This window comes from uncultured Microbulbifer sp., assembly GCF_913055755.1.
GTDB lineage: Bacteria > Pseudomonadota > Gammaproteobacteria > Pseudomonadales > Cellvibrionaceae > Microbulbifer.
The window spans coordinates 13,512-33,568 of record NZ_CAJXKH010000038.1; the positions used below are offsets into that span (position 1 = coordinate 13,512).

General features: G+C 61.2%; 18 protein-coding genes. 17 read left to right on the forward strand and 1 reads right to left on the reverse strand.

Going from position 1 to position 20,057, the window contains the following annotated elements; translation table 11 throughout:
• The first annotated feature begins 343 nt into the window (after positions 1 to 343).
• On the forward strand, positions 344 to 2,350 hold the full coding sequence (locus tag QZ511_RS08410) for an ATP-binding protein (protein WP_295801601.1): 2,007 nt from the start codon (positions 344 to 346) through the stop codon (positions 2,348 to 2,350).
• 108 nt (positions 2,351 to 2,458) lie between these two features.
• Positions 2,459 to 5,863 (forward strand): EAL domain-containing protein, encoded by a 3,405-nt coding sequence (locus QZ511_RS08415; RefSeq protein WP_295801602.1) that lies wholly within the window; start codon positions 2,459 to 2,461, stop codon positions 5,861 to 5,863.
• Between the two features lie 184 nt (positions 5,864 to 6,047).
• On the opposite strand, the gene QZ511_RS08420 is transcribed toward QZ511_RS08415, so the two are convergent.
• Complete coding sequence (locus QZ511_RS08420) at positions 6,048 to 6,854, reverse strand: inositol monophosphatase family protein (protein ID WP_295801604.1); 807 nt, start codon at positions 6,852 to 6,854, stop codon at positions 6,048 to 6,050.
• Between the two features lie 146 nt (positions 6,855 to 7,000).
• Between QZ511_RS08420 and trmJ the strand changes: the two genes are divergently transcribed.
• The 15 genes from trmJ to hisS form a co-directional block, all read left to right on the forward strand.
• Complete coding sequence (trmJ, locus tag QZ511_RS08425; protein ID WP_295801607.1) at positions 7,001 to 7,813, forward strand: tRNA (cytosine(32)/uridine(32)-2'-O)-methyltransferase TrmJ; 813 nt, start codon at positions 7,001 to 7,003, stop codon at positions 7,811 to 7,813.
• A 206-nt stretch (positions 7,814 to 8,019) separates the two neighbouring features.
• Positions 8,020 to 8,511: a Fe-S cluster assembly transcriptional regulator IscR gene (gene iscR, locus QZ511_RS08430; protein ID WP_295801609.1), complete on the forward strand. Its 492-nt coding sequence runs from the start codon at positions 8,020 to 8,022 to the stop codon at positions 8,509 to 8,511.
• Between the two features lie 97 nt (positions 8,512 to 8,608).
• Positions 8,609 to 9,823 carry an IscS subfamily cysteine desulfurase gene (locus tag QZ511_RS08435; protein ID WP_295801610.1) on the forward strand — a complete coding sequence of 405 codons (1,215 nt, stop codon included), beginning with the start codon at positions 8,609 to 8,611 and terminating at the stop codon, positions 9,821 to 9,823.
• 46 nt (positions 9,824 to 9,869) lie between these two features.
• Positions 9,870 to 10,274, forward strand: coding sequence for a Fe-S cluster assembly scaffold IscU (gene iscU / locus QZ511_RS08440; RefSeq protein WP_295801611.1), 405 nt, complete (start codon positions 9,870 to 9,872; stop codon positions 10,272 to 10,274).
• 43 nt (positions 10,275 to 10,317) lie between these two features.
• Complete coding sequence (gene iscA / locus QZ511_RS08445; RefSeq protein WP_295801613.1) at positions 10,318 to 10,641, forward strand: iron-sulfur cluster assembly protein IscA; 324 nt, start codon at positions 10,318 to 10,320, stop codon at positions 10,639 to 10,641.
• A gap of 128 nt (positions 10,642 to 10,769) precedes the next feature.
• Positions 10,770 to 11,294: a Fe-S protein assembly co-chaperone HscB gene (gene hscB, locus QZ511_RS08450; protein ID WP_295801615.1), complete on the forward strand. Its 525-nt coding sequence runs from the start codon at positions 10,770 to 10,772 to the stop codon at positions 11,292 to 11,294.
• A gap of 9 nt (positions 11,295 to 11,303) precedes the next feature.
• Entirely contained in the window at positions 11,304 to 13,184 is a 1,881-nt protein-coding gene (gene hscA, locus QZ511_RS08455) for a Fe-S protein assembly chaperone HscA (protein WP_295801618.1), read from the forward strand.
• Positions 13,185 to 13,226: 42 nt separating this feature from the next.
• Positions 13,227 to 13,565 carry an ISC system 2Fe-2S type ferredoxin gene (gene fdx / locus QZ511_RS08460; protein WP_295801619.1) on the forward strand — a complete coding sequence of 113 codons (339 nt, stop codon included), beginning with the start codon at positions 13,227 to 13,229 and terminating at the stop codon, positions 13,563 to 13,565.
• A 10-nt stretch (positions 13,566 to 13,575) separates the two neighbouring features.
• A complete protein-coding gene (gene iscX / locus QZ511_RS08465) occupies positions 13,576 to 13,770 on the forward strand; it encodes a Fe-S cluster assembly protein IscX (RefSeq protein WP_295801620.1) in 195 nt (64 codons plus the stop codon).
• 444 nt (positions 13,771 to 14,214) lie between these two features.
• The gene (ndk, locus tag QZ511_RS08470; protein WP_295801622.1) at positions 14,215 to 14,640 is read left to right on the forward strand and encodes a nucleoside-diphosphate kinase; all 426 of its coding nucleotides are present in this window, start codon (positions 14,215 to 14,217) and stop codon (positions 14,638 to 14,640) included.
• 125 nt (positions 14,641 to 14,765) lie between these two features.
• Positions 14,766 to 15,929, forward strand: a complete 1,164-nt coding sequence (gene rlmN, locus QZ511_RS08475) for a 23S rRNA (adenine(2503)-C(2))-methyltransferase RlmN (protein WP_295801626.1) — start codon at positions 14,766 to 14,768, stop codon at positions 15,927 to 15,929.
• A gap of 71 nt (positions 15,930 to 16,000) precedes the next feature.
• Entirely contained in the window at positions 16,001 to 16,786 is a 786-nt protein-coding gene (pilW, locus tag QZ511_RS08480; protein WP_295801628.1) for a type IV pilus biogenesis/stability protein PilW, read from the forward strand.
• A complete protein-coding gene (locus QZ511_RS08485; RefSeq protein WP_295801629.1) occupies positions 16,773 to 17,816 on the forward strand; it encodes a RodZ domain-containing protein in 1,044 nt (347 codons plus the stop codon). Before pilW ends, QZ511_RS08485 begins: the two co-directional genes overlap by 14 nt.
• Positions 17,817 to 17,986: 170 nt before the next feature.
• Positions 17,987 to 19,108: a flavodoxin-dependent (E)-4-hydroxy-3-methylbut-2-enyl-diphosphate synthase gene (gene ispG, locus QZ511_RS08490; RefSeq protein WP_295801632.1), complete on the forward strand. Its 1,122-nt coding sequence runs from the start codon at positions 17,987 to 17,989 to the stop codon at positions 19,106 to 19,108.
• 229 nt (positions 19,109 to 19,337) lie between these two features.
• The coding region (gene hisS, locus QZ511_RS08495; RefSeq protein ID WP_295801634.1) for a histidine--tRNA ligase at positions 19,338 to 20,057 on the forward strand (720 nt) is incomplete at its 3' end.

Here is a 20,057-nt window from a genome sequence, read left to right on the forward strand (position 1 = left end):
TGGGTCAAGCGCTGTCATATTGCGGTCATAACCGGGTTCTTGGTATGGCGTGTCGCGAAAGGCGGGGCCTGTTTAGGTTGTTTTTTATTCGATATGGCCTTTTTTACTCTTTTTAAAAAGTTGGCACGCCAGTTGCTTTATCTATTGCGTGGGCCAATGGCCCGCGCTCCGGGAAACCATCACGGGTTATGGCAACTGTTGATAATGCGTGACTTCCCGTTTTCTCTCATCATCGCTATTTTGGGCCCCGCTTTGCGGGGCCTTTTTTTATCCGCCAATTAGTGATTCACTAACCGCTGACCATTCCAAAACTGCGCCACGCTGTGGCCCTGGCGTCAATACGGTGTCCAATCCAGTTATTTCCAAATCGGTTGCCACAGGACTCTGTCTCGCTACAAGCGGTGAGCTGGAGAACCTGGATCCCAAACAGGCGATAGTGCAGGCAGAGTACCTGCAGGGCCTGTTATTGAGTGCGGAGCGGGGAATCTGGGAGTGGCATCCCGCAACGGGAGCACAACACGCGGTCGGTAATTTCTGGCTGCAATTCCACAAGGATCCCGAGCTGGCACTGAGCAATGTCTGGACCGGTGAGTTGAGCCAGGTGCACTCCGAGGACCGGGACGCGCTGCTGGCGGTGCGCCATCGCCTCTGTGAGCAGGGCGGGCAGGTCGATACCACCATTCGCGCCTACTCCGTGAACGGGCAGCCGATGTGGCTGCGGTTGTGGGGGCGAACCTATACCGATGATCGCGGTGAACGCTTTTACCTGGGTGGCTGTACCGATTACAGCGAACCGCTCGCCGCGCGCTACCTGTCCTATTTCTCCGGAGAGCGCTTTCATTACGCGCTCGAAGCGGTGGGGGACGGGCTCTGGGAGTGGGACCTGCGCGTCGATGAAATAGTGATCGACAGTATTTGCTGGCGCATGCTGGGCTATACCCGGGGCAAGCACGATACCGACGCGCGCGCGGGCCTCGCGCGCTGGAAATCCCACATGTTGCGGGAGGATTATCCGGCGGTCAGGCAGGCCATGGATGACCATGTGCGCGAAGAGTTGCCGCTGGATGTCGAGTTCCGCCTGAAACACCGGGATGGCAGTGTCATTTGGGTGCGCTGCCGCGGCAAACTGCAGCGGGACAGTGCCGGGCGGCCGCTGCGAGTGGTCGGCACCCTGCAGGATGTGACTGCCAGGCGCAAAGAGCAGATACGCCAGGAAGAGGAGCTGCAGCGCCTGCGGGCAGAGAGCCACGAGCGCTCGGAGTTGCTGTCCAGCCTGAGCCATGAGTTGCGCACCCCGCTGAATGCGATTCTCGGTTACAGCCGGATGGTGGAGATGGATCGCAGCCTGAACCCGGACCAGCGCCAGCGCCTGCTGGAAATCCGCAAGGCGGGACAGCACCTGCTGCATCTGGTGGGCGACGTACTCGACCTCGCCAGGATCGACAGCAATCGCCTGGCACCCTCTATCGAGCCAGTGCAGCCCGCGACCCTGGTGCGCGATTGCCGCCAGTTGCTGGATCCGCTGGCAAAAACCCGCAAGGTCAGTCTCATTTTCGAGGCGCTGGGTTGGGACGGCGCCTTCATCCTGGCGGATCCGACGCGCTTCAAGCAGGTGGTTCTGAACCTGGTGGGCAACGCAATCAAATACAATCGCGACAATGGCCGAGTTGTCATCAATTTTGCACCCCAGGCAGAGGGGTGGCTGCGACTTTCGGTACTGGATACCGGCCAGGGAATTGCGAAAGAAAGGTTCAATGAAGTGTTTGAGCCGTTTAATCGGCTGGGCGCAGAGAGTAGCCAGATAGAAGGTACCGGTGTGGGCCTGGCAATCGCCCGCCAGCTGACGGAGGCGATGGGCGGGCGTATCGGCTTCGACAGCGAGGAGGGACAGGGCTCGGTATTCTGGATCGAATTCCGGATGATCGACGCCCCCGAAGAAGTCCTGCAGATGGCACCGAGGCCCGACTACAGTCGCATGTTGCCACAGTGCAAGGTGTTGTATGTTGCCGGCCGCTCATCCGCCGCCGCGTACCTGAAAAACATTTTGTCGGATGTAACCCAGGTTGAAGTGAATATTGTCGAGGATGCGATGAAGGGTATTTTCACCGCGCGCACCATGTCCCCGGATGTGATCCTGTTCGATGGCGATATCCCGGGCATTGCAGCGGCGGAATTTGTCGCGATCCTGCGCAGTGATAATGCTGCGCAAAGGGTGCCCCTGATTGCGGTGGATGACAAACACCGCCACGGCGCCGATGTTCGCCTGCCCACAAGCTTTGATCTCAACCTGGTGGCGGAAAAGCTCCGCTACTGCCTGCACCGCGCCGGGAGCGGCCAGGACGACCGCTAACAAAGCGATAGCGCCTGGAGATACAGCGCTAGGAAATAACGGTGCCAGGGGGAAGCGCTGGTGTCTGAATCTGGATTCAAATAACAACACAAGGGTGTGTGCCACGAGATGATCGCCCCTGCAGTCTCCAACAGTGTTCAGCTCGCGCCGGCGCGGCTGCTGCTTATTGCGGTAGCACTGCTGGCGGGCAGTTTCTGTCTGGCATTTTTCTGCAAAAGCATACTCGTGGTTGGCGATGGTGTGGCCGCCATCTGGCTGTCTGATGCACTGGCAATCGCGCTGCTGTTCCGCTACCCGGTGAGGTACTGGCCCGTATTGCTGGTCGCGTCATTTGCCGGCACGGCCCTCGCGGCCCTCAACGGGGGCACGCCGCTGCTGTTTTGTGTGCTCTACTCACTGGCGGGTTCACTGGAAGTGCTGGTGGCCGCGGCGCTGCTGAGGAAATTCTGTGCCGAAGGGCAGTTTTTCAACAGCATGTCCGCCTGGCTGCGTTTTCTGTTTTTTGGCGCCCTGTTGCCAACCATTGTCGGCGCCGGGCTCGGGGCGTCTACTGCCGAATTATTCGGGCGCGCGCCGTTTGCGCCGGTATTCCTGTTCTGGTACCTGTCGGACGTCGCGGGGATCTGCATGTTTTTGCCGCTGATCCAGGTGATGGACCGGAAAAATATCGCGCGCCTGGTTTCCCCGGCTGTTCGCATGCGCGTGCTGTCCGTTGGTGTGGCAACACTGGCCTGTATCGGGCTGATTCTTTTTATATTGCCCTATCCCTATATTTTTATATCCCTGCCACTGATCTGGGCGGCCGGCCGGCTGGAGTTGTCCCAGGCCCTGCTGGTGATCTTTTTCGCCGTCCTCCTGGTGCTTTACCTGCTGACCGGCGGCAGCCCCCTGCTGCCCCCGGGCGTGGTAGAGCCGCTGGCTACCCCGGTTGACCTGTTGCCCGCATTTGCGGCGTTTATCCCCGCCTATGTGATGGCCATATCTTCCACCATTGAGCGGCAGCGCAGCCAGCGGATTATCGAAGTGGAAAGCAGCTTTCGCGCGGCGATGGAAAACTCGCGTATCGGCATGCTGCTGGTTTCCCTGGATAACCGCATCATTCAGTCCAATGTCAGCTTTCGTCGCTTTATCGGCTTTACCGAAGTGGAACTGCGGGGTTTGAATATCCGCGAGGTCATCTTTCCGGCCGACCTGCCGCTGCTGCAAAGCAGTGCCGGGAATTCCTCGCTGGAATCCTTTGCCGGGAGCGGGGCGCTGGACCACGAGTGGCGCTTTGTGCGCAAAAACGGGGAAGTGGTCTGGGGGCACTGGTCCAGTAGCCTGGCGCGGGGGGCGGCCAATGAGCCACTCTATGCGGTGGTCCAGATTGAAGATATCGACTGGCGCAAGCGCAGTGAGGTCGCGCTCACACGCGCGGAGGAGCGCTGGAAGTTCTCGCTGACGGTGACCGGTCAGGGAGTGTATGACTGGGATCTGGTCACCGGAAAAACCTTTTTTTCCCACTGGCTGATCAGCGAAATCGGTATCGATCACGAAGCGTTGACCACCCGCGGAGACTGGCTCGCGCGTATCGTGCCGGAGGATCGCGCGCGGCTGATGCAGGCACAGCAGGCGCACTTCGGGGGCCGGGAAAAGAACATCGATTGCCAGTACCGGCTGCGTACCGATGCGGGCGGCTATCGCTGGATACATGAAGTCGCGCGGATCCTGGAGTGGGGAGAGCGGGGACAGCCGCTGCGGTCCATCGGTATTTTGCGGGATATCACCGAAAACAAGGATATGGCCCAGTCGCTGGCGGAAGAGAAAGAGCATCTGCAGGTGACCCTGACCGCAATTGCCGACGCGGTGATTGCCACGGACCTGCAGCAGCGGATCACTTTTATGAATCCGGTGGCGGAGTCCCTCACCGGCTGGGCCACGGAGGCCGCAATCGGCCTGCCCGTCAGTCAGGTATTTCAGATCTCCAGCGGCAGGCTGGGAGCCTCCGTGGTCAGCCCCATTGATGCCTGCCTGGAACAACACGCACCGGCGTTTTCCGCGGAAGGCGCGGTACTGCTGAGCCGCGGTGGAGTGGTGCACGATGTCAAATGTTCGGCTTCGCCACTGAAATCCGACAGCGGACAGCTGCTGGGTGCGGTGCTGGTATTCCAGGACGTTACCGAAACCCGCCAGCTGATCCAGCAGTTGAGCTACCAGGCCTCCCACGACGACCTCACCCATTTGCCAAACCGCCAGGCATTCCGCCGGGAAGTGGACGATGCGGTGGAGAGTGTGAAGGGCGGTGATGAAGTACATGTGCTGGCGTACATTGACCTCGACCGCTTCAAGGTGATCAACGATAGTGCCGGGCACCAGGCCGGTGATGCGCTGTTGAAAAATGTCGCCAAGTTTCTGCGCGGCCAGCTGCGCGCGACCGACAGTGTCGCGCGGCTGGGGGGCGACGAGTTCGGTTTGCTGTTGCGTAATTGCGACAAGGAGCAGGCGCGCCTGCGCTGCGAGCAGCTGGTGCGCAAGATCGGGGCGCTGCGTTTCCCCTGGAACAAGCGCGTATTTGATGTGGGTGCCAGTGTCGGGCTCACGGAAATTCATCGCAGTAATAACCGGGTTGCGGAGCTGATGAGCCAGGTGGATGTGGCCTGTTATTCCGCGAAGCACGCTGGTCGCGGCGCGGTGGTGGTGTATGAAATGGACAGCAGTGCCATCGCAGACCAGCACCGCCAGATTTACATGGCGTCCACCATACGCGAGGCGCTGGATGAAAACCGCCTGCGACTATATGCCCAGCCCATTGCGCGCGCGGGCAACCATTCACAGATCAGCCACTACGAATTGCTGGTGCGGATGGTGGATGACGAGGGCAATCTGATCCTGCCCGGTGCCTTTATCCCCGCGGCAGAGCGCTATGGCCTGATGCTGCAGGTTGACCGTTGGGTGCAGCAGGAATTTCTGCAGCACAGGGCGCAAGAGGTGGCGGCCAGCGGCCTGAATTTCGCGTTGAACCTTTCTGCGGAGGCGATCGGCGACCGGGAGTTCCAGCAGCAGTTGCTGGGTGCACTGGCCAGGTCACCGCTGTTGGCGGAAAAGCTCGGCATAGAAATCACAGAGACGGCGATGGTCAACCAGATGGACAGCGCCAGCCAGTTTGTTGCGCGCTTGCGCGAGCTGGGGTGCACGGTGGCGCTGGACGATTTCGGCAATGGCCTCAGTTCGTTCAACTACCTGAAGGCCTTCGCCATCGATTACATCAAGATCGATGGCAGTTTCGTGCGCGAAGTGGAGTCCAACTTTGTCGACCTGATGATTGTGGAGTCGATCAACCAGGTGGCCCATCGCCTCAAGGCGCGCACCATTGCGGAGTTCGTGGAGGACGAGGCTACCGCGGAGCGCTTGAACCGGATTGGTGTGGATCTGGTGCAGGGGTATTACATCGGCCGGCCGGTGCCGCTGGAGCAGGTGCTGGCCGAGGCGGCCAGAAAGAGGCCGGTTGAGGCGTTGGTGCCAGACTGCGAATAGTGTGATTAGGTATTACGGTGGCGGCGCTGCTGCCGGGTACTCCCTTGCGAGACACGGGCTGGGCGCCCCCCCCTCAACCCATCCCTGGGGGCTCTTCGAAAAAGTCCCTTTTTTCGAAGGTCTCGCAAGGGAGTACCCGGCATCAGCGCCTTCTCATCGAGCTCAGTCAGTTCGCGAGATTTATTTACTGACGAATCTTGCCCAGATGCTTGCCAACAATCTGCAGCAGCGGCTTGAAGGTCTTGGGTGTTGCGCACACCAGGTTGCCGGAATCCAGGTAGTCGTTGCCGCCGCGGAAGTCGCTGATCAGGCCGCCGGCTTCTTTCACCAGCAGTGAGCCCGCTGCGATATCCCAGGTGTTCAGGTACATTTCCCAGAAACCGTCAAAGCGACCCGCGGCAACGTAGGCCAGGTCGAGGGCGGCGGCGCCCGGGCGGCGGATGCCCGCAGTCTGGCCGGCCACTTCTTTCATCACCGCCAGGTAGGCGTCGATGTTTTCGTAGGACTCGCCATTGAACGGGATGCCGGTGCCGATCAGTGCGCCTTTCAGGCCCTGGCGGTTGGACACGCGGATGCGGCGGCCATTGAGGGCGGCGCCGCGGCCGCGGCTGGCGGTGAATTCTTCGCGCTTGATGGGGTCCAGCACCACTGCGTGCTCGATCTGGCCGCGGTATTTGCAGGCGATGGAAACGGCGAAGTGCGGCATGCCGTGGATAAAGTTGGTGGTGCCGTCCAGCGGATCGATGATCCACTCGTATTCAGGCTCGGCACCTTCCTGCAGGCCACTCTCTTCAGCGCGGATGCTGTGCTTGGGGAAGGCCTTGCGCAGGTGGTAGATGATTTCCTGCTCGCTGGCCCGGTCAACTTCGGTCACGTAATCGTTACGGCCTTTTTCTTCGAACTTCATCAGGTCGCCGCGCTCCCAGGCGCGTTCGATCAGTTCACCGGCCTTGCGCGCTGCGCGCAGGGCAATATTCAGCATGGGTTCCATAGCGATTCCGCGGGTCAGTTGAAATTGGTAAATAGCAGCTCCGGGCTGGCCGGGCGGGCGCGATTGTAGGGATTCCAGTGCAATTTTGCTACACTCCGCGCCCGATTTGTAACAGGCATTGTAGCCGCGATAGCCCGGTAACCCATATGGCGACTTCTCCCTCCGAAACCGCAGCCCAGCAGGCCTCCCAGTCGGCACTCGCCGCACTGGCCAATATCCGCGTGGTGCTGGTAAACAGTGCCCACCCCGGCAATATCGGCGGTGCCGCCCGCGCGCTCAAGAATATGGGGCTGAGCCAGCTGTACCTGGTGCAACCGCGGGAATTCCCCGCGGCCAACGCCGTGTGGCGGGCCGCCGGTGCCGCGGAGCTGCTGGACAGCGCGGTGGTGGTGGACACCCTGGAAGAAGCGGTGGCGGATTGTGGACTGGTGGTCGCTACCAGTGCCCGCGAACGGCGCATTCCCTGGCCGCTGCTGACCCCGCGGGAGTGCGGCCAACGCGCGGTGGCCGAGGCCCGCGAGCACCCGGTGGCGCTGGTATTTGGCCGCGAGGACCGCGGGCTGACCAATGAAGAGCTGCAGGCCTGTAATTTCCATGTGCATATCCCCGCCAACCCGGAGTACAGCTCCCTGAACCTGGCCACCGCGGTACAGGTGCTGGCGTACGAGGCGCGCATGGCGGCGCTGGAAGCGGAGAAGGGCGGCGAGCTGAGCTATTCCGACTGGGACCGGCCGCCGGCCAAGGCCAGCGATATGGAGCTGTATTTCGAGCACCTGCAACTGGCGCTCGGCGAGCTGGGCTTTATCGATCCGGACAACCCCCGCCAGACCATGACCCGGTTGCGCCGACTGTTCAGTCGTGTGCGTCCGGATGATATGGAGCTGGGTATCCTGCGGGGCATGCTGACGGCGATCCAGAATCATATTCACCGCAGTGGTGGCCAGGGGCGCCCCGAGTAATCGCCAGTCCTGCTGGTCAGAACTGCCGGTCATAACCGCCCGGTCTCAGGGCAGTCTCAATCGATATAAGCCCGGGCAAATACCCTACTGGTTTACTGGGCTATATACTTGACTGAAGTGGTGGGTTATTCCATACTCGCGCCCCGATTCAGTGGTACCCGGCGGTATCACGCGGCCCACATTCCGGGGCCCGGCAGGAGGGCATTATGCGTTTGACAACCAAAGGGCGGTACGCGGTCACAGCTATGCTGGACCTGGCGTTGCACGCCGAGCGCGGCCCCATCAGCCTGGCGGACATTTCCAAGCGCCAGGAGATTTCCCTGTCTTATCTGGAGCAGCTGTTCTCCCGTCTCCGCCAGTCCGGCCTGGTGTCCAGTGTGCGCGGTCCCGGCGGTGGTTACCGCCTGGCGAGTCCCGCCGCCGATATCTGTGTGGCGGAAATCATAGATGCAGTAAACGAATCCGTTGACGCCACCAGCTGTGGCGGCAACAGCGACTGTTCCGGCGGTGAACAGTGCCTGACCCACTACCTGTGGATGGATCTGAGTCGTCAGATTCACGGATTCCTGAACGGGATCAGCCTGGCTGACCTGGTGCGGCGCGCCGAGGTTCAGGAAGTGGCCCGCCGCCAGGAGCAGCGGGGTACGCCGGAAGATCCGGTGGAACAGAAAGTGGCGATTATTGGCGGCTTGCAGTAAGGTGCCGGCCGCGCGGTCACTGGCTCGCCCGTAGCCAGTTACACAGAGCAATGCAGTAAGGCGCTGGCAGGGTGCCGGCGAGTGGAGATTAGAGATTATGAAGCTTCCCATTTATCTGGATTATTCGGCAACCTGCCCGGTGGACCCGCGCGTCGCCAGTAAGATGGCGGAGCAGCTGACCATGGACGGCAACTTCGGCAACCCGGCGTCCCGCTCCCACCTCTATGGCTGGAAGGCGGAAGAGGCGGTGGAAGATGCCCGTCGTTACGTTGCCGAGCTGGTGAATGCGGACCCGCGCGAGATCGTGTGGACCAGCGGCGCCACCGAATCCGACAACCTGGCGATCAAGGGTGCGGCGCACTTTTACCAGGGCAGGGGCAAGCACATCATCACCTCCAAGATCGAGCACAAAGCGGTGCTCGACACCTGTCGCCAGCTGGAGCGCGAAGGCTTCGAGGTCACCTACCTGAACCCGAAGGAAGACGGCATCGTCTACCCGGAGCAGGTGGCGGAAGCCCTGCGCGAAGACACCATGCTGGTAAGCCTGATGCACGTCAACAACGAGATCGGCGTGATCAACGATATTGCGGCGATCGGCGAGCTGTGCCGCGAGCGCAAGATCATCTTCCACGTGGATGCGGCTCAGAGCGCCGGCAAGATCGATATCGACCTGGCGGAAATGAAAGTGGACCTGATGTCCTTCTCCGCCCACAAGGTCTACGGCCCCAAAGGTATCGGTGCCCTGTACGTGCGTCGCAAGCCGCGGGTGCGTATCGAAGCCCAGATGCACGGCGGTGGTCACGAGCGCGGCATGCGCTCCGGTACCCTGCCTACCCACCAGATCGTGGGTATGGGTGAAGCCTTCCGCATCGCCAGGGAAGAAATGGCGGAAGAGCGCAAGCGCATGACTGCACTGCGCGACCGTTTCTGGAGCCAGATCAGCGATATGGAAGAGGTGCACATCAACGGCTCCATGGAGCAGCGTGTGCCCGGCAACCTGAATGTCAGCTTCGCTTTCGTGGAAGGCGAGAGCCTGATCATGTCCCTGAAGGATCTGGCGATTTCCTCCGGCTCCGCGTGTACTTCCGCGAGCCTGGAACCGAGTTATGTACTGCGCGCCCTGGGCGTGAACGACGAGCTGGCCCACAGCTCCCTGCGCTTCAGCTTCGGCCGTTTCACCACGGAACAGGACGTGGATACTGCGGCCAAAGAAGTAAGGCAGGCGGTGGAAAAGCTGCGCGAACTGTCTCCCCTGTGGGACATGTACAAGGATGGTATCGACCTGAATACCATTGAATGGGCAGCGCACTAATCGCTGCCTGAAGGCGGCAATGGAAACGAATTGAGAGGGTTTAGTCATGGCCTATAGCGATAAAGTAATTGATCACTATGAACACCCCCGCAATGTCGGTCGTCTCGACGACAAGGCGGACAACGTGGGTACCGGCATGGTCGGCGCACCGGCCTGTGGCGACGTGATGCGCCTGCAGATTCAGGTGAACGACAGCGGCATCATCGAAGATGCCAAGTTCAAGACCTACGGCTGCGGCTCCGCGATTGCCTCCAGCTCCCTGCTGACCGAGTGGGTCAAGGGCAAGTCCCTGGATGAGGCGGCGCAAATCAAGAACACCGAGATCGCCGAAGAACTGGCGCTGCCGCCGGTAAAAATTCACTGCTCCGTGCTGGCGGAAGACGCCATCAAGGCGGCGGTGCGCAATATCCGCGAAAAGCGCGGTGAAAAGGTTGAAGAAACCGCGGGTTGATTCCGTTTGCGGGAACCCAAGCGGTAAGGAGTAGGCAACCGACATGGCAATTACCATGACCGAAGCGGCCCAGGCCCACGTAGCCAAGCAGCTGGCCAGCCGCGGCAAAGGTATCGGCATTCGCGTCGGCGTGAAGACGGCCGGCTGTTCCGGGATGGCGTATGTGCTGGAGTTTGTGGATACGGCAAACCCCGAAGACGAGGTGTTCGAGGCCGGCGGCGTAAAGCTGATAGTGGACCCGAAAAGCCTCGCCTACCTGGACGGCACCGAGCTGGACTTTGTCAAAGAGGGGCTGAACGAAGGGTTTGCCTTCAATAACCCCAATGTGAAAAACGAGTGCGGCTGCGGCGAAAGCTTCCACGTTTGATCGGGGAAACCTGCTGGCAGTGAAAGGCCGGGTGCGCAGCGCATGCCGGCCTTTTTAGTATTTACCATGTAACTGAAAAGTAACTGAAAACGGCAGGCATCGCCGGGCGTACTGTCGGAATAGAGAATATGGAACTGCAACAGAACCATTTCGAGATTTTCGGCCTGCCGGTCTCTTACGAGGTGGACCGCCAGGCGCTGGCTGCCCGCTACCGGGAGTTGCAGCAGGAATTCCACCCGGATCGCTTTGCGGCCAAATCGGATCGCGAACAGCGCCTCTCCATGCAATACGCGGCGCAGATCAATGAGGCCAACAACACCCTCAAGGACCCGGTGGCCCGTGCGGCCTACCTGTTGCAGCTCGCGGGCGTCGAGATCAGCCCCGAACAGACCACCGCCGACGGCGAATTCCTGATGCAGCAGATGATCCTGCGCGAGCGCCTCGAAGAGGTGCGCGATGCCGCGGATCCGGAAGCCGAGCTGGGCGAACTGGGAGACGAGACCAGCGCCCTGTTCCGGGAGCAGCAGCGGGTGTTCGCCGATGCGCTCACCGCCAACGCCCTGGACGAGGCCAAAAGCGCGCTGCTCAAACTGCAGTTTCTCGGCAAGCTGCAGCGCCAGATCGAAACGCTCGAAGAAGATTTACTGGACTGATACAGACTTATGGCATTACTGCAGATTTCCGAACCCGGCCAGACCCCCGAACCCCACCAGCGCAAGCGCGCGGTGGGTATCGACCTGGGCACCACCAATTCCCTGGTGGCGACCGTGCGCAGCGGATCCGCAGAGGCGCTGGCGGCGGAAGACGGCAGCGTGATCCTGCCCTCCGCAGTGCGTTACAGCGGCGCCGGTGTCGAGGTGGGGCTGGCGGCGCGCGCAGCAGCGGGCGACGACCCCTACAACACCCTGATTTCCATCAAGCGTTTGATGGGCCGCGGCCTCGCGGACATCAAGAGTTTCGGTGAACAGCTGCCGTACAGGTTTGCGGAAGACCGGGGTGGTATGCCATCCATCGAGACCGCGGCGGGCGCGGTGAACCCGGTGCAGGTTTCCGCGGAGATCCTCAGAGTGCTGGCCAAGCGCGGTGCGGATTCCCTCGGCGGCGCCCTGGACGGGGCCGTGATCACGGTGCCGGCCTATTTCGATGAGGCCCAGCGCCAGGCCACCAAAGACGCGGCACAGCTGGCGGGGCTCAAGGTGCTGCGCTTGCTGAATGAGCCCACTGCAGCGGCGGTGGCCTATGGCCTGGACAAGTCCGAAGGTGGCGGCGACGTGGCGGACAAGACCGTGGCGGTCTACGACCTCGGCGGCGGTACCTTTGATATTTCCATCCTGAGCCTTTCCCGCGGTGTGTTTGAAGTGCTCTCCACCGGTGGCGACAGCGCCCTGGGCGGGGACGATTTCGACCGGGTGATCGGCGAGTGGATGGCCGCGGAAGCGGGACTCGGCAACGATCTGGATGCGGCTACCCAGCGCAAGCTGCTGAACGCCGCCTGTGCGGCCAAGGAGGCGCTGGCGCAGGAAACCGTGGTACCGGTTGCCTACGGCAATTGGGCCGGCGAGTTGAGCCGGGAGAAGCTGGCGGAGCTGCTGGACCCCCTGATCAGCAAGACCCTGCGCGCGTGCAAACGCGCCCTGCGCGATGCGGACCTGTCTGCGGAGGATATTGCCGAGGTGGTGCTGGTGGGTGGGTCTACCAGAACCCTGCGGGTGCGCGAGCGGGTAGAGGAGTTTTTCGCGCGCGAGCCCCACGCGGATATCGATCCGGACCAGGTGGTGGCCATCGGCGCGGCGCTGCAGGCGGATGTGCTGGTGGGCAACAAGTCCCGCGAGGACCTGCTGTTGCTGGATGTGATCCCGCTGTCCCTGGGGATCGAGACCATGGGTGGTTTGACGGAGAAGCTGATTCACCGCAATACCACGATTCCGGTGGCCAAGGCCCAGGAGTTCACCACCTTCAAGGACGGCCAGACCGCGATGGCGATTCACGTGGTGCAGGGGGAGCGCGAGCTGGTCAGTGACTGCCGTTCCCTGGCGCGCTTCGAGCTGCGCGGCATTCCGCCAATGGTGGCCGGTGCGGCCCATATCCGGGTGACTTTCCAGGTGGATGCGGACGGCCTGTTGTCGGTGACGGCGATGGAGAAGAGCAGCGGGGTGGCTGCGGAAATCACGGTGAAGCCGTCCTACGGCCTTGAGGATTCCGATATCACCCGCATGTTGCAGGAGTCCTATACCCACGCCGAGGAAGATATTGCGGCGCGGGCGCTGCGCGAGGCCCAGGTGGAGGCGGAGCGCACTCTGGAGGCGATGCTGGTGGCGCTGACGGAGGACGGTGCGGAGCTGCTCAGTGAGGAGGAACTGGGTGCTCTGGAGCGGGCGATGGAGGCGCTGCGACTGGCGCACAATGGCGGTACTGCGGAGGAGATCCACAAGCGTATCGAGTCGCTGAACGAGCTGTCGGAGCCGTATGCGGCGCGCCGTATGGACAAGTCCATCAAGCGGGCGATGCAGGGCCACAGCCTGGACGAATTTGATAAACCCTGAGCTGTTTTGCGGCTGCAGGATTCGGACAAGAGTTTTTGAGCTATGCCTAAGATTGTTTTTTTGCCCCACGCGGAACTCTGCCCGGAAGGGAAGGTGATTGAGGTGGAGCCGGGTGTCAGTGTGTGTGACGCTGCGCTGCAGCACGGGGTGGAGATTGAGCACGCGTGTGAGAAGTCCTGTGCGTGTACGACTTGCCATGTGATTGTGCGGGAGGGGTTTGATTCTCTGGGTGAGCCCGATGAGCTGGAGGAGGATCTGCTGGATAAGGCCTGGGGTCTTGAGCCGGAGTCCCGTCTTTCCTGTCAGGCGATTGTGGATGAGGAGGATCTGGTGGTGGAGATTCCGAAGTACACGATCAATCAGGTTTCGGAGAAGCACTGAGGAGGCGCTCATGAAGTGGACGGATATTCACGATATTGCCATTGAGCTGGCGGACGGCCATCCGGATGTGGATCCGATGCGGGTCAATTTTGTCGACCTGCGCAAGTGGGTGATGGATCTACCGGATTTTGACGATGATCCCGACCGCTGCGGCGAGAAGATCCTGGAGGCCATTCAGGCTGCGTGGATTGAAGAGGCCGAGTAAAGCGGGGGTTGTAGATAGTTGGGTGGCGGTGCCGCTACCGGGTGCAGCCTTGCGAGACACGCCGTGAACCCATCCATGGGGGCTCTGCACCGGCATCCATGCCGGTGAAGGTCTCACAAGGCTACACCCGGTATCGCCACCTTCGCTTTTACCTCTGAATTCCCGGGAGCTGCGCCTTCGCATCCAAGTTCGACACACGTATGAACCTCTGGTCGCTTTTTGTGACCGACTTCGACCATTCGGGCACATCTACAGTACAAAGTTCACACAACACCGCGTATAATCCGCGCTCCGCGAGTCAGCTATTGATCAATAGATAGCCAGTTCGCGCTAAATCGAGAATTCAGGGAAGAGCAACTCCGGTGGTTGCTCTTTTCGTATCTGATACTTAAGTATCTGTTTTTAAACGTTAATTTTTACTAAACGTCATATTTGGAGAAAACCATGGCCCAGGAACGCACTCTGTCCATCATCAAGCCGGACGCAGTAGCCAAGAACGTAATCGGTGAGATCGAGAGCCGTTTTGAGAAAGCCGGTCTGCGCATTGTTGCCATGAAGATGGTTCAGCTGTCTCAGGAGAAGGCTGAAGGTTTCTACGCCGAGCACAAAGAGCGTCCTTTCTTCAAGGATCTGGTTGAGTTCATGACTTCCGGTCCGGTTGTGGTTCAGGTTCTGGAAGGCGAGAACGCGATTCTGGCTAACCGCGATCTGATGGGCGCTACCAACCCGAAGGAAGCGGAAGCTGGCACTATCCGTGCAGACTTCGCTGACAGCATCGATGCGAACGCGGTACACGGTTCCGACAGCCCGGCTTCTGCCGAGCGTGAGGTGAGCTACTTCTTCTCTGCTGAAGAAATCTGCGCACGCTAATTTCCGGGTCTTTTGATCTGGTTGTCGTCATCCCGGCGCACGCCGGGATCCAGTTTTCTGGGCGCCGGCCTGCGCCGGTGCGACGCGGTTGATTTTTCGCATCGACAACGATGCAAGGTGAATCCATGACTGACGTACAGGCTGTACAAGCCGAAACCGCACAAGTAGAAAGAGTCAATCTGCTGGGCCTGTCGCTGGACAAGCTTGCGGACTTTTTTGCCGGTTTGGGCGAGAAGCGCTTCCGCGCGGTACAGGTGCTGAAGTGGATCCACCAGAGCGGTGTGGACGATTTCGAGCAGATGACCAATGTCAGCAAGGCGATGCGGGCCAGGCTGGCGGAGATTGCCGAGGTCCGTGCACCGAAGGTCCTGAAGCAGATGGATTCCTCCGATGGCACCCGCAAGTGGCTGATCGAGGTGACCGGTGGCAATGTGATCGAGACGGTGTATATCCCGGACGGCGATCGCGGCACCCTGTGTGTGTCCTCCCAGGTGGGCTGCTCTTTGGACTGCAGTTTCTGTGCAACTGGCAAGCAGGGCTTTAACCGCGACCTGACTGCGGCCGAGATCATCGGCCAGGTGTGGATTGCGTGTAAGTCTTTTGGTCAGTTGCAGCCGAATGGTCCCCGCAAGGTGACCAATGTGGTGATGATGGGCATGGGCGAGCCCCTGCTCAATTTCGACAATGTGGTCGATGCCATGAACCTGATGATGGAAGACAATGCCTACGGCATTTCCAAGCGTCGGGTGACCCTGAGTACTTCCGGTGTGGTGCCGGCGCTGGACCGCCTGGCACAGGTGACCGATGTGAGCCTGGCGATTTCCCTGCACGCGCCCAATGACGAGCTGCGCAATGTGCTGGTGCCGATCAACAAGAAGTATCCCATCGCCATGCTGCTCGACAGCGCCAAGCGCTATATCGAGAATATGCCGGACAATCATCGCAAGATGACCATCGAGTACACCATGATCCGGGAGGTGAACGACCGCCCGGAACACGCCGAACAGCTGGCGGAGTTGCTGCGTGATGTGCCGGTGAAGATAAATCTGATACCCTTCAATCCGTTTGAGCTGTCCGACTATCAGCGGGTCAGCAACAACGCTTTGCGACGTTTTCAACAGATTTTGTTGGACGAAGGCTATACCGTAACCGTGCGTACCACCCGGGGCGATGATATCGCTGCGGCCTGTGGTCAGCTGGCGGGCCAGGTAAACGATCGCACCCGTCGCTCCGAGCGCTATCGCAATGCGAACGCCGAGCGTCCCGTACGTATCGTCAACCAGGTCTGATACTTGCATCGCCGAACTTTGTACGGCGTGCGCCAGTGAACTACGCACCCGATAACAACAAGGTGAGGCTCGTGTTAGCAAGAATTTCCAATCCGGCGGCTCTCGCCGGATTACTGCTTACCCTGGTACTGGGCGGTTGTGTAACCACCGGTCCCGGCGGCAAAGAGGTCGATCTCGACAAGGCCCGTAAAACCCACGTGCAGCTGGGGCTGCGCTACCTCCAGAGCGGCGACAACCGCGAGGCCGCCCGCCACCATTTCCAGGAGGCGCTGAAGCTGGGCAAGCGAGACCCGGAGGCCCACCACGGCCTGGCCCTGCTGTACCAGGTGGATGGCGAGCTGGATGTGGCCGAGGAGCATTTCAAAAAGGCGCTGCGCTACGACAGTGCGTTTTCCATGGCGCGGGTCAATTACGGGGTTTTCCTGTATCAGCAGGAGCGCTACCGCGATGCCCGGGAGCAGTTCCAGGTTGCATCGGAAGACCTGACCTACAACCGTCGTTCCTACGCACTGGCCAACCTGGGCCGCGCGGAGCTGCGCCTGGGGGATGCGGACGCTGCCGAACAGGCGTTCCAGCGGTCGCTGGCCCTGAGCCCCAACCTGCCGGTGGCGCTGCTGGAGCTGGCGGAACTCAAATTTGCCGACAAGAACTACGAGCAGGCAAAACACTACCTGGACCGTTTCAGTGAGCGGAACCGCCAGGTGCCCCAGTCCCTGTGGCTGGGGATCCGGATCGAAAAAATCTTCGGCAATCGGGACAAGGAGCGGAGCTACGCCCTGGCGCTGAAAAACCTCTTTCCCTATTCAGAGGAATCTCTGAAGTACAAGAAGATGGTGGCCGAAAATGAGCAGCCCTGAATCCACAGCCCGCGTTATGGAAGAGGCGGCTGAAGTAACCACCGGCCAGACCGCCGGCAGCCTGATTGCCAGCGCCCGCGAGTCCGCGGGGCTGAGCGTGGACGAGCTCGCCGGGCGCATGTGCATGACCCCGAGCAAGCTGCGCCACCTGGAACAGGACGACTTTGAACGCCTCGCCGGCGCTACTTATGTGCGCGGTTACCTGCGCAATACCTGCAAGGAGCTCGGCATTGACGCCGCGCCGGTGCTGGAGGCGTTCGAGCGCCAGCTGCCAGCGCAGGTGAAAACCGACACGGTCCCCCAGCCGCCCCGCGGTCCGGTGATCGGTCACGGCAAACAATCGTCCGGTGGTGGCCTGTTTCGCCCGATGTTGCTGGTCGCCATGGTCGCTGCGGCGGGTGGCTACTGGTGGATCAACCAGGGCGCTGCGGACCTGAGACTGCCGCGGGCCGCGGTAGCCGCCATTCAGGCGGATTCAGTTCAGGCGGAAACAGTTCAGGCGGAAGTCGCGCAGCCACAGGCGAGCGAACCCGCAGCCCCGGCGGCAGACCCGTACGCTGCAGCGGTGGTGGACGCAGCGGAAGTGACAGAAGCGCTTCCGGAATCCTCCGCCCAGCTGGAAACCGCAAGCGCCCCGGAATCAGAGCCGGAATTGGAACCGGAACCGCAGCAGGTCGCCGCAGCGGAGCAGGCTCCCGAGGCCCCGGAGCAGGTGGCACAGGTCGCGCAGCAAGAAGTTGCCGAACCTGTCGCAGCCGCGCCCCGCCAGCTGTCCGCCGAGGACGAACTGGTCGAAAGCCTCGCGATGACCTTCACCGAGGAGTCCTGGGTGGAAGTCAGCGACGCCAGCGGTGCCAAGCTGCTGTCAAAGCTGCAGCCCGCGGGCTCCAGTGTGGAGCTGGAAGGCGAGGCGCCGTTCAACCTGATGCTGGGTAACGCTGCCGGTGCCGTGGTGAGCTATCGCGGGGAAGTGGTCGATACCGCGCCCCGGGGCAATCGCCGCACCCGCAAGCTGACCGTCGGCGGCTGACCCGGTATTCCCGATTCCCGATCAATTTCCCGGCCAGCAGGCCGGCTCCGAGGGCGCAGCCTCTGTAGGTTTGCGCCCAATCTCTCTATAATCCTCCCCCGGTTTTTATCTATGTTCCGGACCCGTCGGTCGACGGTCCCGGGCAACCTAACAGTCGCAGGGTTTACGCTATGCAATTCGAGTCACCCATAGTTCGCCGCGTGTCACGCCAGATCATGGTGGGCAATGTGCCGGTTGGTGGCGGTGCGCCGATTTCGGTGCAGAGCATGACCAATACCGAGACCTGCGATGTGGCCGCCACCGTGGCGCAGATCCAGCGCCTGGAACAGGCGGGCGCGGATATCGTGCGGGTTTCGGTACCGTCCATGGACGCCGCCGAGGCATTCGGCGAGATCAAGAAGCAGGTGAGCGTACCGCTGGTGGCGGACATTCACTTCGATTACCGCATCGCCCTGCGGGTGGCGGACCTGGGGGTGGACTGCCTGCGCATCAACCCGGGCAATATCGGCCGCGAGAAGCGCATCCGCGCGGTAGTCGACAAGGCCCGCGACCTGAATATCCCGATCCGCATCGGCGTCAACGCCGGTTCCCTGGAAAAGGACCTGCAGAAGAAATACGGCGAGCCCACCCCGGACGCGCTGGTGGAATCCGCCCTGCGCCACGTGGACATCCTCGACAGCCTGGACTTCCAGGACTTCAAGGTGAGCGTGAAGGCGTCGGATATCTTTATGGCCACCGCCGCCTACCGCAAGCTGGCGAGCCAGATCGAGCAGCCCCTGCACCTGGGCATCACCGAAGCCGGTGGCCTGCGTGCCGGCACCGTGAAATCCGCCATCGGCCTGGGTGCACTGCTGCTGGACGGCATCGGCGATACCCTGCGGATTTCCCTGGCGGCGGACCCGGTGGAAGAGGTGAAGGTGGGCTGGGACCTGCTCAAGAGCCTGCGCCTGCGCACCAAGGGCATCAACTTTATTGCCTGCCCCAGCTGCTCGCGCCAGAACTTCGACGTGGTGAAGACCATGAACGAGCTGGAGACCCGCCTCGAGGACATCACCACCCCGCTGGATGTGGCGGTGATCGGCTGTATCGTCAACGGCCCCGGGGAAGCGAAAGAGGCGGATATCGGCCTCGCCGGTGGTACCCCCAGCCACGCGATCTACGTGGACGGCCAGCCGGACCGCAAATTCAAGAATGACAATCTGGTGGATGATCTGGAACAACTGATCCGCGAAAAGGCGGCAGCCAAGGCGGAGCAGGAAGCGAGCATCATTGCCAAAGAAACCATCGACTGAGCCGGGCGTTGCCGGGACCGCGGAGCTTTTATTGAAGCTGAAGGTTCTAGCTCCGCTTTGCGGACGCAGTCCGCACCCAGAATTTTGACGCGTGCAACGCACGCGAAGCGGAGCTGGAGCTCCGCGCTCCAAAAAATTGTCAGTTGTAGGGTGGATAAGCGCAGCGCATCCACCACTCGGGGAGCTCCGCGCTCCCGACGCTAACTGGATTTATCAGTAAGGATTAAACTTGAAACAACTTCGCGCCATCCGCGGCATGAACGACCTGCAGCCCACCCAATCGCCGGTGTGGCAGTACGTGGAAAGCACGCTCTCCGAACTTTTCGGCCGTTACGGCTACAGTGAAATCCGCACGCCGCTGCTGGAGGCCACTCAGCTGTTTGCCCGTGCCGTGGGTGAAGCCACCGATATCGTCGAGAAGGAAATGTACACCTTCGAAGACAAGAGTGGAGACAGCGTCACCCTGCGCCCGGAAGGCACCGCCGGTACCGTGCGCGCGGCGATCCAGAACAACCTGCTGATCCAGCCCCAGCGACTGTGGTATTTCGGCCCCATGTTCCGCTACGAGCGTCCGCAGAAAGGGCGCCTGCGCCAGTTCCACCAGTTCGGGGTGGAAGTGTTCGGCATCGAGGGCCCGGATATCGACGCCGAGATCCTGATGATGACTGCGCGCCTGTGGAGGGAGCTGGGTATTGCCAATCACGTTACCCTGCAGCTCAACTCCCTGGGCAACAGCGAAAGCCGCGCCGCCTTCCGTGAGGCACTGGTGGAGTACCTCTCCGCGCGCAAGGATCAGCTGGACGAAGACAGCCAGCGCCGCCTGGAGCGCAACCCGCTGCGGATTCTCGACAGTAAAAATGCCCAGACTCAGGAACTGCTGACCGATGCGCCGTGTCTACTGGACTTCCTGGATGAGGAGTCCAAAGCGCATTTTGAACAGCTGCGCGCG

Excerpts from the sequence above, each read along its gene's own strand:
- QZ511_RS08415 (WP_295801602.1), top strand. The coding sequence starts at position 2,459 with ATGATCGCCCCTGCAGTCTCCAACAGTGTTCAGCTCGCGCCGGCGCGG.
- QZ511_RS08420 (WP_295801604.1), bottom strand. The coding sequence starts at position 6,854 with ATGGAACCCATGCTGAATATTGCCCTGCGCGCAGCGCGCAAGGCCGGT.
- trmJ (WP_295801607.1), top strand. The coding sequence starts at position 7,001 with ATGGCGACTTCTCCCTCCGAAACCGCAGCCCAGCAGGCCTCCCAGTCG.
- iscR (WP_295801609.1), top strand. The coding sequence starts at position 8,020 with ATGCGTTTGACAACCAAAGGGCGGTACGCGGTCACAGCTATGCTGGAC.
- QZ511_RS08435 (WP_295801610.1), top strand. The coding sequence starts at position 8,609 with ATGAAGCTTCCCATTTATCTGGATTATTCGGCAACCTGCCCGGTGGAC.
- iscU (WP_295801611.1), top strand. The coding sequence starts at position 9,870 with ATGGCCTATAGCGATAAAGTAATTGATCACTATGAACACCCCCGCAAT.
- iscA (WP_295801613.1), top strand. The coding sequence starts at position 10,318 with ATGGCAATTACCATGACCGAAGCGGCCCAGGCCCACGTAGCCAAGCAG.
- hscB (WP_295801615.1), top strand. The coding sequence starts at position 10,770 with ATGGAACTGCAACAGAACCATTTCGAGATTTTCGGCCTGCCGGTCTCT.
- hscA (WP_295801618.1), top strand. The coding sequence starts at position 11,304 with ATGGCATTACTGCAGATTTCCGAACCCGGCCAGACCCCCGAACCCCAC.
- fdx (WP_295801619.1), top strand. The coding sequence starts at position 13,227 with ATGCCTAAGATTGTTTTTTTGCCCCACGCGGAACTCTGCCCGGAAGGG.
- iscX (WP_295801620.1), top strand. The coding sequence starts at position 13,576 with ATGAAGTGGACGGATATTCACGATATTGCCATTGAGCTGGCGGACGGC.
- ndk (WP_295801622.1), top strand. The coding sequence starts at position 14,215 with ATGGCCCAGGAACGCACTCTGTCCATCATCAAGCCGGACGCAGTAGCC.
- rlmN (WP_295801626.1), top strand. The coding sequence starts at position 14,766 with ATGACTGACGTACAGGCTGTACAAGCCGAAACCGCACAAGTAGAAAGA.
- QZ511_RS08485 (WP_295801629.1), top strand. The coding sequence starts at position 16,773 with ATGAGCAGCCCTGAATCCACAGCCCGCGTTATGGAAGAGGCGGCTGAA.
- ispG (WP_295801632.1), top strand. The coding sequence starts at position 17,987 with ATGCAATTCGAGTCACCCATAGTTCGCCGCGTGTCACGCCAGATCATG.